This is a genomic window from Curtobacterium sp. MCPF17_047 (genome assembly GCF_003234045.1).
GTDB lineage: Bacteria > Actinomycetota > Actinomycetes > Actinomycetales > Microbacteriaceae > Curtobacterium.
The window spans coordinates 133,635-146,270 of sequence record NZ_QKSF01000001.1; the positions used below are offsets into that span (position 1 = coordinate 133,635).

A 12,636-nucleotide genomic window follows, 5' to 3' on the forward strand; every position below is an offset into this window, starting at 1 on the left:
CACGATCGCGCCTGAGCGAAATCGAGCGGGTCGGCCCACCCGGACCGGGTCAGTTGTTGGTGAAGCCCACGAGCACGCCGCCCGTGATCCGCACGCTGAGGTTGTACAGGACGCTGACGATCGCGCCGAGCACGGTCCCCACGACGACGTTCAGGATGCCGACGACGATCGAGAACCCGAGGACCTGGCCCAGCGAGAACTGGTCCATGATCGAGTAACTGTTCTGCCCGGTGACGTCCTTCAACAGGCTGTCGATCTGGTCGAAGACGCCGGTCTGGTTGAGGATGACCCACACCAGCGCCGTGGCCACGACGATCACGATCGAGCCGGCCAGGGCGATGAGGAAGGACAGCTTCACCATCGACCAGAAGTCGACGTAGACCAGGCGGAGTCGGACCTGACGAGTCCCGACGGGCCGCTTCGCTTTCCGCTGGAGCTTCTCGGCGACACTACTCATTGCTTGACTCGTCCTCTCCGGCCTCGACAGGCGCGGCGTCGGTGGGCAGTGCGTCGGTGGAGACTTCCTCCACGAGCTCTGCGTCGGCGGCGTCGGCGACCGCTTCGTCCGGGCTGACGGTCTCGACCGGGCCCGCGGGCTCGATCTCGGCGTCCTCCTGGTCGTCCAGGTTCCGCTCACTGTTGCGGGCCACAGCGATGATCCGGTCGTTCTCCGCGAACCTCGCGAAGACGACCCCCATCGTGTCCCGGCCCTTGGCTGGGACCTCGGCCACGGCAGACCTTACCACCTTGCCCGATTGCAGCACGACGAGCACTTCGTCGTCCTCGCCGACGATCAGGGCACCGACCAGGTCACCGCGATCGGCGGCCAGACGCGCCACCTTGATGCCGAGACCACCACGGCCCTGGATCCGGTACTGGTCGACCGAGGTGCGCTTGGCGTAGCCACCCTCCGTCATGACCCAGACGAACCCGTCGTCCGAGACGACCGAGGCCGACAGCAGCGAGTCATCCCCGCGGAAGGACATGCCCTTCACGCCTGAGGTGGAGCGCCCCATCGGACGCAGGGTGTCGTTCGTGGCGGTGAAGCGCAGCGACATCCCGTGGCGGGACACGAGCAGCAGGTCGTCGTGCTCGTCGACGAGCAGCGCAGAGCGGAGCTTGTCGCCCTCGCGCAGGTTGATGGCGATGATGCCACCGGTGCGGTTCGTGTCGTAGTCGGTGAGCGCCGTCTTCTTCACGAGGCCCTGCTCGGTGGCGAGCACGAGGTACTGAGCCGCCTCGTAGTCGCGGATGTCGAGGACCTGCTGGATCTTCTCGTCCGGCTGCAGGGCCAGGAGGTTCGCCGAGTGCTGGCCCTTCGCGTCGCGCCCGGCTTCCTGCAGCTCGTACGCCTTCGCCCGGTAGACGCGTCCCTGGTCGGTGAGGAACAGCAACCAGTGGTGCGTCGTGGTGACGAAGAAGTGCTCGACGACGTCGTCCGCGCGGAGCTGAGCGCCGCGGACACCACGGCCGCCGCGGTGCTGCGAGCGGTACTGGTCGCTGCGGGTGCGCTTCACGTACCCACCGCGGGTGATGGTGACGACGACCTCTTCCTCGGGGATGAGGTCTTCCATGCTCATGTCGCCGTCGAAACCGAGCATGATCTCGGTGCGACGGTCGTCCCCGAAGCGGTCGACGATCTCGGTCAGCTCGTCGATGATGATCGAGCGCTGACGCTCCGGCCGGGCGAGGATGTCCTCGAAGTCGGCGATCTTCAGCTCGAGGGCCTCGGCCTCCTCGTGGATCTTCTGGCGCTCGAGGGCGGCCAGGCGACGCAGCTGGAGTTCGAGGATGGCGCGGGCCTGGATCTCGTCGACGGAGAGCAGCTCCATCAGGCCGTTGCGGGCCTCCTCCACGTCGGGCGAGCGACGGATGAGGGCGATGACCTCGTCCAGTGCGTCGAGCGCCGCCAGGTAACCGCGCAGGATGTGCGCACGCTTCTCGGCCTCACGCAGACGGAACTGGGTGCGGCGGACGATGACCTCGACCTGGTGGTCGACCCACGCGCTGATGAACCCGTCGAGCGCCAGGGTGCGCGGGACACCGTCGACGATCGCGAGCATGTTGGCGCCGAAGTTCTCCTGCAACTGCGTGTGCTTGTACAGGTTGTTGAGCACGACCTTCGCGACCGCGTCGCGCTTCAGCACGATGACCAGTCGCTGACCGGTGCGCCCGGAAGTCTCGTCGCGGATGTCGGCGACGCCGGCGAGACGACCGTCCTTCACGAGCTCGGCGATCTTGATCGCCAGGTTGTCCGGGTTGACCTGGTACGGCAGCTCGGTGACGACCAGGCAGGTGCGGCCCTGGATCTCCTCGACGCTGACGACGGCACGCATCGTGATCGATCCGCGGCCCGTCCGGTAGGCGTCGACGATCCCCCGGGTACCGAGGATCTGCGCCCCGGTGGGGAAGTCCGGGCCCTTGATCCGCTGCATCAGGGCCTCGAGGAGCTCTTCACGCGTCGCGTCGGGGTGTTCGAGCGCCCAGACGGCACCGGCAGCGACCTCGCGCAGGTTGTGCGGCGGGATGTTCGTCGCCATGCCGACCGCGATGCCGACGGAGCCGTTGACGAGCAGGTTCGGGAACCGGGCCGGCAGGATCGCCGGCTCCTGGGTCCGACCGTCGTAGTTGTCCTGGAAGTCGACGGTCTCTTCCTCGATGTCCCGCACCATCTCGAGAGCGAGCGGGGCCATCTTGGTCTCGGTGTACCGCGGCGCCGCGGCGCCGTCGTTGCCGGGAGATCCGAAGTTGCCCTGCCCGAGCGCGAGCGGGTAGCGCAGCGACCACGGCTGCACGAGACGGACCAGTGCGTCGTAGATCGCGCTGTCACCGTGCGGGTGGAACTGTCCCATCACGTCGCCGACCACGCGCGAGCACTTCGAGAATGCCCGGTCCGGACGGTAGCCACCGTCGTACATCGCGTAGATCACGCGGCGGTGCACCGGCTTGAGACCGTCGCGGACCTCCGGCAGCGCGCGCCCGACGATGACGGACATCGCGTAGTCGAGGTAGGAGCGCTGCATCTCGAGCTGCAGGTCGACCTGCGAGATGCGGTCACCGGAGACGACGATGTCCCCGCTGTCGCCGTGCACGATCTCGGGCTCGTCGGCGCCGTTCTCGTTGTCGTCAGCCATGTGCTTGCGTTGCCTTCCTTGACAGCCTGGAGGCTCGTCGTCCGTCGGTCGCGCCGGGCGCGACCACGTGGGGTCGGGTCGGGTCGACGCGGCTCACGCCGCGCCTCCCGGCCTAGATGTCCAAGAAGCGGACGTCCTTCGCGTTCTGCTGGATGAACTGGCGACGGGCGTCGACGTCCTCACCCATGAGCGTCGCGAAGACGCTGTCCACCGCGGCCGCGTCTTCGAGCGTGACCTGCAGGAGCGTCCGGGTGTCCGGGTTCATCGTGGTGTCCCACAGCTCCTTGTAGTCCATCTCGCCGAGGCCCTTGTAGCGCTGGATCCCGTTGTCCTTCGGGATGCGCTTGCCGGCGGCGATGCCGGTCTGCAGCATCGCGTCGCGCTCCCGGTCGCTGAACACGTACTCGTGTGCCGAGTTCGACCACTTCAGGCGGTACAGCGGCGGCTGCGCCAGGTACACGTAGCCGCGCTCGATGAGCGGCCGCATGTAGCGGAACAGCAGCGTGAGCAGCAGCGTCGTGATGTGCTGGCCGTCGACGTCAGCATCGGCCATCAGCACGATCTTGTGGTACCGGGCCTTGTCCGGGTCGAAGTCCTCACCGATGCCGGCGCCGAACGCCGTGATCATCGACTGGATCTCCTGGTTGGCCAGGGCGCGGTCGAGCCGGGCCTTCTCGACGTTGAGGATCTTGCCGCGCAGCGGCAGGATCGCCTGCGTCATCGGGTTGCGGCCCTGGACGGCGGAGCCACCGGCGGAGTCACCCTCGACCATGAAGATCTCCGACAGGGTCGGGTCCTTCGACTGGCAGTCCTTGAGCTTGCCGGGCATGCCGCCCGACTCGAGGAGTCCCTTGCGCCGGGTGGTCTCGCGGGCCTTGCGGGCGGCGAGCCGGGCCTGCGACGCCTGGATCGCCTTGCGGACGACGTCGCGCGCCTGCGTCGGGTTGCTCTCGAACCAGTGGGTGAGCTCCGTGCCGACCACACGCTGTACGAACGACTTGGCCTCGGTGTTGCCGAGCTTGGTCTTGGTCTGGCCCTCGAACTGCGGTTCGCCGAGCTTGATCGAGATGACGGCGGTGAGCCCTTCACGGATGTCGTCACCCGTGAGGTTGTCGTCCTTCTCCTTGATGATCTTCGCTTCGCGCGCGTAGCGGTTCACCAGCGTGGTGAGTGCAGCGCGGAAGCCCTCTTCGTGGGTGCCACCCTCGTGCGTGTTGATCGTGTTCGCGAAGGTGTGGACGCTCTCCTGGTAGGAGGTGTTCCACTGCATCGCGACCTCGAGCGCGATCTTGCGCTCCGGGTCCTCGGACTCGAAGCCGATGACGTCCGGGTGGACCAGGTCGGCCTTCTTCTGCGCGTTGAGGTACTCGACGTAGTCGGCGAGCCCGCGCTCGTAGCGGAAGGAGTCGTTGCGGGCCTCTTCGCCCTCGGCCGGGGTCCGCTCGTCGACGAGCGTGAGACGCAGGCCCTTGTTGAGGAACGCCATCTGCTGGAACCGGCCACGCAGCGTCTCGTAGTCGAACTCGACCGACTCGAAGATCTCGGCGTTCGGCCAGAAGGTGATCGTGGTGCCGGTCTCGTCGGAGGCTTCGTCCTGGGACAGCGGCGCCACGGGGACGCCGTCGGTGTAGCTCTGCCGCCAGACGTGTCCCTGTCGACGGACTTCGACGTCGAGCTCGCTCGAGAGCGCGTTCACGACGGAGGAGCCGACACCGTGCAGACCACCGGACACCGCGTAGCCACCGCCGCCGAACTTGCCGCCGGCGTGCAGGACGGTCAGGACGAGCTCGACCGTCGAGATGCCTTCGTTCGGGTGGATGTCCACGGGGATGCCACGGCCGTTGTCGACCACGCGGACGCCGCCGTCTTCGCGGATCGTGACGTTGATCGTGTCGCAGTACCCGGCCAGCGCTTCGTCGACGGAGTTGTCGACGATCTCCTGCACCAGGTGGTGGAGACCACGGGGGCCGGTCGATCCGATGTACATGCCCGGGCGCTTGCGGACGGCTTCGAGCCCTTCGAGCACCTGGATCTGGTCTGCGCCGTACGATGGTTCGCTCTGCGGGGCCAGCTCCTGCGGCTGGACCTCGTCACTCTGCGGGTCTCGCTGGTCGTCGTCAGATTCAGATGTCATGTCGGGGGTGCTCCTGCCTGCGCGCGGAACGCCCGCGCACTGCACTCCCCAGTCTACCGCAGCAGGGCCCGAGTCCGGGGGCCGTACGCCTCACAGAGCGACGAATCTCAGACGGATGGATGATTTCGTCTGGTCAACCGTAGGTATCGCGAGGGCCGCGCCCCTGGACCGACCTGAGGCCGCGTTTCCATGTGGGGGCGTCCGGGCCGGAAACCCGGATGGACTCGACCCCCGCTGCCGGGTACCGCTGGGCGATGGTCGTCGTGACCGTCCCGCGCATCAGTCGGAGCTGCGTCGCCCAGGCCGTCGAGTCGCACCGGATGACCAGCGCGCCGTCCTCGATCGTCACCGGTGTGGAGTGCTTCGCGAGTTCGTCACCGACCACGCTGGGCCAGTCCACGAACAGTTCGGAACGTGCCAGCGGTTCGGTCCAGCCGAGTTCAGCGGTGAGGGCACCCATCACGTCGCCGAGGCCCGCGGGCTCTCTTCCCTTGCCGTACGGCACGGAGTCCGGGTCCTGTCCGGCGGCTCGGCGGCGTCGGGCATCGAGGCCGCGCTTCGACGGGTCGCCGAAGACGGCCTTGAAGTGCTGGTAGACGCGGGAGGGTTCCGCGGGCTTCCGGGGGGCGGGCATCAGGACGCCGCCGGGGTGGGATCCGGACGGGAGGCACGGTCCACGTCCGCCTCGTCGGTCACGATGGCGCCCGCCTCGATCCGCACGGTGTGCGCGGTGAGCTGGCCGGGGACGTCGCCGTGCACGGCCGCGGTGATGAGCACCTGCTCGTAGTCGGCGACCGCTCCGGCCAACCGCTCACGCCGCGATTCGTCGAGTTCCGCGAACACGTCGTCGAGGATGATGATCGGGTCCCCGAGCGAGGACTCGGCGCGGAGGATGGTCGCCGACGCGAGCTGCACGGCGAGTGCGAACGACCAGGACTCCCCGTGACTGGCGTATCCGCGGGCCGGTAACCCGTTCAGCTCGAAGAGCACGTCGTCCCGGTGCGGGCCGGTGAGGGTCAACCCGCGGTCCAGCTCGTCCCGCCGCCGCCGCTCGAGCGCCGCTCGGAAGGCCTCGGCAGCGGAGGCGATGGTGACCGGCTCCTCCGGGGTCCCGAGCACCGGGTCCGTCGCGGCCGCGTCCTCCGGGTCGGCACCGCGGACACTGAGCACACCGGCGATCGACGCCTGGTGTCGCTCGCCGGCGACCGTCGCGTACGACTCCGTCACGAACGGGGCCAGCCGCCGCGTGAGGTGGTCGCGCGCCGCGATGATCTCGGCGCCGAACTCGACGAGTCGGTCGTCCCAGACGTCGAGCGTCGAGAGTGCCCCCGCCTTCGCCCCGGTCGCGCGCGCGGACTTGAGCAGCGTGTTCCGCTGCCGGAGCGTCCGGTCGTAGTCGGCCAGGACGCCCTGCATCCGCGGCGCGATCTGGACGAGGAGCTCGTCGATCATCCGACGGCGCCCGGACGGTTCGCCGCGGACGAGCGCCAGGTCCTCCGGCGCGAAGAGCACGCTCGTGCAGTACCGCGGCAGTTCACGTGGCTTGATCGCCGACCGGTTCACCTGCGCCCGGTTCGATCCGGTGCGGTTGATCTGCACCTCGGCGAGGATGCTCCGGTCCTCGTGCGCGAGCCGCGCCCGCACGATCGCGGAGTCACAGCCCTGCCGGACGAGCGCGGCGTCGGTGGGGACCCGGTGCGAGCCGAGGGTCGAGAGGTACCCGATCGACTCGACGAGGTTGGTCTTGCCCTGACCGTTGCGGCCGACGAACAGGTTCGGCCCGCGTGCGAAGTCGACGTCCGCCTCCCGGTAGTTCCGGAAGTCGGAGAGCTGGAGATGGTCGACGTGCACGCGGGCCGAGACGGGTCGAGGGGGTTACCCCGACCGACTACGCCTTCTTGACGGCGTGGCCGCCGAACTGGTTGCGCAGGGCCGCGACGGCCTTCATCGTCGGGGACGCACTGCCCTGACGCGAGACGAAGCGGGCGAACATGGCCGCGGAGAGCGCCGGCATCGGCACCGCGAGCTCGATGCCCTCTTCGAGGGTCCACCGACCCTCGCCGGAGTCGTCGACGTAGCCCTCGATGGCGTCGAGCTTCGGGTCCTCGTTGATCGCGAGGACCATGAGGTCGAGCAGCCAGGAGCGAACGACGGTGCCGCGCTGCCAACCGGCGAAGACGGCGGGGACGTCGGTGATGATGTCCTTCGCCTCGAGGAGCTCGTAGCCCTCGCCGTACGCCTGCATGATCGCGTACTCGATGCCGTTGTGGACCATCTTCGCGTAGTGCCCCGCGCCGATGCCGCCGGCGTGCGAGAAGCCCTCTTCGCGCGGGCCCTCGGGACGCAGCGCGTCGAAGACGGGCATCGCACGCTCGACATCCGCGACGTCACCGCCGGCCATCATGCCGTACCCGTTGTCCTTGCCCCAGACGCCGCCCGAGACGCCGACGTCCATGTAGCGGATGCCCTTGGCGTCGAGCTGCTTCGCGTGCACCTCGTCGTCGAGCCACTTCGAGTTGCCGCCGTCGATGACCAGGTCGCCCGGCTCGAGGACCTCGGCGAGGTCGGTGATGACGTCGTCGGTGATCTTCCCGTGCGGGACCATCACCCAGACCAGGCGCGGCCCGGTGAGTGCCGCTGCCAGTGCGCCGAGGTCGGCGACGTCCGACACGGCGGGGTTCGCGTCGTACCCGACGACGTCGATCCCTGCGTTGCGCAGACGCGCACGCATGTTGTTGCCCATCTTCCCGAGGCCGACAAGACCGATCTGCATGATTTCCTCTTCTTCGTCGATGTCGCGCTGATGCAGGTGGTGGCGCGTCAGCGCAGGATCCCCGTTGCGACTAGCGCAGCAGGAGGTTGGGCTGGAGCAGGTACCGGTATCCGTCCGTGGCCGGTTCCTCTCGCGAGGACTGACCGGTGATCAACACCGGTCCCGGCTTGTTCGGGTTCTCCGTCTTGGTGAAGGAGATCCGGACGAATTCGGAGTGCACTGCATTCAACCCGTCGAGGAGGAAGGCCGGTTTCAGGGAGACAACCGTTTCCTCACCGGTCAGCAACGCATCGATCGACTCTGACGCCTGCGCTTGTTCGGAACCGATCGCCTCGAGCGTGAGCCCGTCGACCGTGAAGGAGAACCGGAGCGCGGCTTCGCGCTCCAGGACGAGGGAGACCCGTCGGACGGCTTCGACCAGTTCCGCGGTGTTGATCACCGCGTGGTCCTGGACCGTCTCGGGGAACAGCCGGCGGACCGGCGGGTAGTTGCCCTTGATGAGCAGGGAGGTCACGGTCTTGTCGTCGGCGTGGAACGCGATGAGTTCGCGGTCGGAGCCACCGCTGATCGAGACCGACACCGTCGTGGCCGAACCGAAGGTGCGACCGACCTCCTGCAGGGTCCGGGCCGGGACGAGGGCGTGGAGGGTCGTGGCTGCGTCGCCGTCGTTGCCGGCGCGGCCCGAGTCCCACTGGATGGTGCGGACCGCGACGCGGTAGCGGTCGGTCGCGATGAGCGAGACGTCGTGCTCGCCGACCTCGAGCTGGACACCGGTGATGACCGGGGTGACGTCGTCACGGCTGGCGGCGACCGCCACCTGCGAGACGGCTTCGGAGAAGGAGTCGCCGGGGATGACGCCGGTCTGCGGACCGATCTCGGGGAGCGTCGGGTACTCCTCGACGGGCATCGACAGCAGCGTGAAGTGCGCCGAGCCGCAGGTGACCGTGATCCGGGAGTCCTCGGTCGAGAAGCTGACCGGGGCGTTCGGCAGTCGGCTCGCGATGTCGTTCAGCAGTCGGCCGGAGACGAGCACCGTGCCCGGGTCGTCGATCTGCGCGGCGATCGACGTCTGCGCCGAGACCTCGTAGTCGAACGACGACAGCGTCAGACGATCACCGTCGGCGTGGATCAACACACCGGACAGGATCGGGAGGGTCGTGCGCTGTGGGAGGAGTTTCACCGCGAAGGAGACGGCTTCGGAGAAGACGTCCCGGTTGACCTCGAACTTCACGGCGTGGACCCCTGTCGATCGGTTGACTGCCCGGCCGCCCCATTGTGGCACAGCGTCGGCAGACCGCCGATCCGTGTCATTCGCCGTCCCCAGAGGTTGGCCCAGGGAGAGGGAGAGAGAAGAGAGGAGTAATGGTCTTAACGCCTGTGCACACTGTGGACAACTCTGGGGATGCCGCTCCCCGACTGGGAACTACAACCGTGTGACTTGTTGGCGGCGTGTGAGCGACCTCTGGATGAGTGAAAATCATCTATCCACTTCTCTCCCCAGTTTCCACAGGTGCCCCTCCGGCTGTGTACAAGCGGGCGGCGTGTCCTCCACAGTTATCCACAGGCTTTCCACACTGTGGGGAATCCGCCGCATGGAACCGTCTCAGATGGTGGACGCACGCAGAAGGAGGCCGATCCCGGGTGCGGGACGGGCCTCTCCCCACCGGCACGGCCTGCCCGCCGCTGCGCGTCGGTCAGGGACCGGCGGCGTGGGCCCTGGACGGGGGGTGGCGCGGTGGTACGCGCTACCGGTACCGGCGGTCCTGCTTGATCCGACTGGTCAGTTCGGTGACCTGGTTGTAGATCGAGCGGCGCTCCTTCATGAGCTCGGCGATCTTCTTGTTGGCGTACATGACGGTCGTGTGGTCGCGGTTGCCGAACAGCTGGCCGATCTTCGGCAGCGACAGGCTCGTGAGCTCACGGCACAGGTACATCGCGATCTGGCGTGCCGTGGCGATCGCCTGCGACCGGGACGAGCCGTAGAGGTCGTCGACCGAGAGCTTGAAGTAGTCCGCGGTGTGGTTGATGATGTCCGTCGGCGCGATGACGTTGTCCTCGTCCAGGGTGATCAGGTCCTTGAGGACCGTCTGCACCAGCGCCATGTCGACGGCCGTCCGGTTGAGGCTCGCGAACGCGGTCACCCGGATCAGGGTGCCCTCGAGCTCCCGGATGTTGCTCGACACCTTCGACGCGATGAACTCCATGATGTCGTCCGGCACCTGCAGGTGGTCCGACTGTGCCTTCTTGCGGAGGATCGCGATGCGTGTCTCGAGGTCGGGTGCCTGCACGTCCGTGATCAGGCCCCACTCGAAGCGGCTGCGCATCCGGTCCTCGAACCCGGTGAGGTGCTTCGGCGCCACGTCCGACGTGATGACGACCTGCTTGTTGTGGTCGTGCAGCGTGTTGAACGTGTGGAAGAAGGCCTCCTGCGTGGAGTCCTTGCCCTGCAGGAACTGGATGTCGTCGATCAACAGGATGTCGATGTCGCGGTAGCGCTGCTGGAACTGGTTCGAGCGGTTGTTGGCGATCGAGTTGATGAAGTCGTTGGTGAACTCCTCGCTCGACACGTACCGGACCCGGATCCCCGGGTACAGGCTCTCGGCGTAGTGCCCGATCGCGTGCAGCAGGTGGGTCTTGCCGAGACCCGAGTCGCCGTAGATGAACAGCGGGTTGTAGGCCTTCGCCGGCGCCTCGGCCACCGCGACCGCCGCGGCGTGGGCGAACCGGTTCGAGGCACCGATCACGAAGTTGTCGAAGTTGTACTTCGGGTTGAGCCGGGACTCCGGGCGGCCGCCGGTCCCGGGTGAGTCCACCGGGCTCGGGATGAACGGCGCCTCGATGTACTGGCGCGGTGCAGCGGTCTGCGGGACGTGTTCCTGCACCGGCTCGGCGTAGGAGGGCACCGCGACGGCGTCGACCCGCGGCTCCGAGGCCATGTCCGGGTTGACGGTGATCGCGAAGTTGGCGACCGAGTCGTCACCGATCCGCGAGACCGCCTCGGTGATGGGCACCCGGATGCGCTGCTCGAGCATGCCGCGGGTCAGGTCGTTCGGGACCTCGAGGTAGAGGGTCCCGGCGAGGACGCCCTTCGGTTCGACGAGGTTGAGGAACCCGTGCAGCTGCGGCGTGATCCGGTCGTCGTCGGAGAGGATCCCGAGGACCGACGACCAGAGGTCCTCGACGGGGTCGGCCGGCATCGTCATGGCGTGCTCGTCTCCTGGTCTCACTGCTCGGGTGCGTCGCTCTGCGGGCGTGGTCGGTCCGGGTCTGTCCCGTCCGGATCCGGTCCGTCCGGCACCAGGCCGGGCGTCGACCGGCGAGCGAGCCACGCCGGGCCGGCCCGCGCCTCCTGGACTGCCGGAGGCGATCGGCGCGGTCTTCTGGCGCCGTTTCCCCGTCGAGCTTCCCACAGGGTTGTCCACAGTCTGCTCCACGGCCGCGCGGACCGAGGTCGAGGGGGTACTCGCCCGTACTACCGGGCTTCCGGCGGTGCGGTGACACAACTGTAAAGGACCGGGGCGCGTCGTACCCAACGGAAGTTGTCCCCAGTGTGGAGAATCGGGAGCACGCGATGCTGCGGGTGGCCACCGGCCCGCGGGTATTTGACCTCGCAGCCCTCGTCACGTACCGTTGTCCAGTTGACTGCGGCCGTTCGGTCGCGCCTTCCGCGTCAACCAACGCATACGTGACGGCTCGCCGCGAGCAGCCGTGTGGAGATCATCATGAGCAAGCGCACCTTCCAGCCGAACAACCGCCGCCGCGCCAAGAAGCACGGCTTCCGCGCCCGCATGCGCACCCGTGCGGGCCGCGCCATCCTCGCCGCACGCCGCGGCAAGGGGCGCACCGAGCTCTCCGCCTGATCCGCGGGGGTCCTCGTCGTGTTGGCCCGAGCCAACCGCATCGTCCGAGGCGACGACTACCGGATGGTCGTGCGCCGTGGCCGCAAGAGCGCCACGGCGCACGCTGTCGTGTCGGTGGTCCGTCGCCTCGATGACGATCCCGGTCCCACCAGGTTCGGGTTCATCGTGGCGAAGACCGTCGGGAACGCGGTGACGCGCAACCTCGTGCGACGCCGACTGAAGGCGATCGCGCACGGGGTCCTCCCGAGCGCACCGCTCGGGTACGACGTGGTGGTGCGTGCACTGCCAGCCGCCGCGCAGGCCGCATGGCCTACCCTGCTCGAAGACATCACGCGCTCCTTCGCGCGCGGTGTGGAGAAGGCAGCATGAACCGGTTCCTCTGGGTCCTCGCGTTGCTCCCACGCAACGCGTGCGTCGTGGTGCTCCGGGCCTACCGAGCGGTGATCTCGCCGCTCTACGGCAACGTCTGTCGGTACCACCCCTCGTGCTCGCGGTACGCGCTCGAGGCGATCCAGCAGTACGGCGTGGTCCGCGGATCGGCGATGGGCGCTTGGCGCATCGCCCGGTGCAACCCGTGGGCAGCCGGCGGGATCGACGACGTCAGGGAACGTCGCCGCCCCTTCACCGTCAGTCGGTTCGGGTTCGTCCTCGCGCCGATCCCGCAGCAACAGCAGACCTCGGCCGGCACGGTCCGTCCGGTGCTGCTCCCCCAGCGCACTCGAAAGGCGTGACCGT

At 68.0% G+C, this 12,636-nt stretch carries 11 protein-coding genes; 3 read left to right on the plus strand and 8 right to left on the minus strand.

Annotated elements, in window-relative coordinates:
• Window positions 1-49: 49 nt before the first annotated feature.
• The 8 genes from DEJ33_RS00730 to dnaA form a co-directional block, all read right to left on the minus strand.
• Window positions 50-457, minus strand: a complete 408-nt coding sequence (locus DEJ33_RS00730; RefSeq protein WP_110902908.1) for a DUF3566 domain-containing protein — start codon at window positions 455-457, stop codon at window positions 50-52.
• A complete protein-coding gene (gene gyrA / locus DEJ33_RS00735; protein WP_258374484.1) occupies window positions 450-3,134 on the minus strand; it encodes a DNA gyrase subunit A in 2,685 nt (894 codons plus the stop codon). Before gyrA ends, DEJ33_RS00730 begins: the two co-directional genes overlap by 8 nt.
• A 112-nt stretch (window positions 3,135-3,246) precedes the next feature.
• Window positions 3,247-5,268, minus strand: a complete 2,022-nt coding sequence (gyrB, locus tag DEJ33_RS00740; protein WP_111077007.1) for a DNA topoisomerase (ATP-hydrolyzing) subunit B — start codon at window positions 5,266-5,268, stop codon at window positions 3,247-3,249.
• A gap of 133 nt (window positions 5,269-5,401) precedes the next feature.
• Window positions 5,402-5,902, minus strand: a complete 501-nt coding sequence (locus DEJ33_RS00745) for a DUF721 domain-containing protein (RefSeq protein ID WP_111077008.1) — start codon at window positions 5,900-5,902, stop codon at window positions 5,402-5,404.
• Entirely contained in the window at window positions 5,902-7,119 is a 1,218-nt protein-coding gene (gene recF, locus DEJ33_RS00750; RefSeq protein ID WP_111077009.1) for a DNA replication/repair protein RecF, read from the minus strand. Before recF ends, DEJ33_RS00745 begins: the two co-directional genes overlap by 1 nt.
• 37 nt (window positions 7,120-7,156) lie before the next feature.
• Window positions 7,157-8,041 carry a phosphogluconate dehydrogenase (NAD(+)-dependent, decarboxylating) gene (gnd, locus tag DEJ33_RS00755; protein WP_111077010.1) on the minus strand — a complete coding sequence of 295 codons (885 nt, stop codon included), beginning with the start codon at window positions 8,039-8,041 and terminating at the stop codon, window positions 7,157-7,159.
• 70 nt (window positions 8,042-8,111) lie between these two features.
• Window positions 8,112-9,272, minus strand: coding sequence for a DNA polymerase III subunit beta (gene dnaN / locus DEJ33_RS00760; RefSeq protein WP_111077011.1), 1,161 nt, complete (start codon window positions 9,270-9,272; stop codon window positions 8,112-8,114).
• A gap of 514 nt (window positions 9,273-9,786) precedes the next feature.
• A complete protein-coding gene (dnaA, locus tag DEJ33_RS00765) occupies window positions 9,787-11,244 on the minus strand; it encodes a chromosomal replication initiator protein DnaA (protein WP_110902902.1) in 1,458 nt (485 codons plus the stop codon).
• 519 nt (window positions 11,245-11,763) lie between these two features.
• On the opposite strand from dnaA, the gene rpmH reads away from it, so the two are divergent.
• The 3 genes from rpmH to yidD are packed head-to-tail and all read left to right on the plus strand — an operon-like array spanning window position 11,764 to window position 12,632.
• Complete coding sequence (rpmH, locus tag DEJ33_RS00770) at window positions 11,764-11,901, plus strand: 50S ribosomal protein L34 (protein WP_043595303.1); 138 nt, start codon at window positions 11,764-11,766, stop codon at window positions 11,899-11,901.
• 18 nt (window positions 11,902-11,919) lie between these two features.
• Complete coding sequence (rnpA, locus tag DEJ33_RS00775) at window positions 11,920-12,270, plus strand: ribonuclease P protein component (protein WP_111077012.1); 351 nt, start codon at window positions 11,920-11,922, stop codon at window positions 12,268-12,270.
• The gene (yidD, locus tag DEJ33_RS00780; protein WP_110902900.1) at window positions 12,267-12,632 is read left to right on the plus strand and encodes a membrane protein insertion efficiency factor YidD; all 366 of its coding nucleotides are present in this window, start codon (window positions 12,267-12,269) and stop codon (window positions 12,630-12,632) included. The genes rnpA and yidD overlap by 4 nt, the downstream gene beginning before the upstream one ends.
• Window positions 12,633-12,636: the final 4 nt, after the last annotated feature.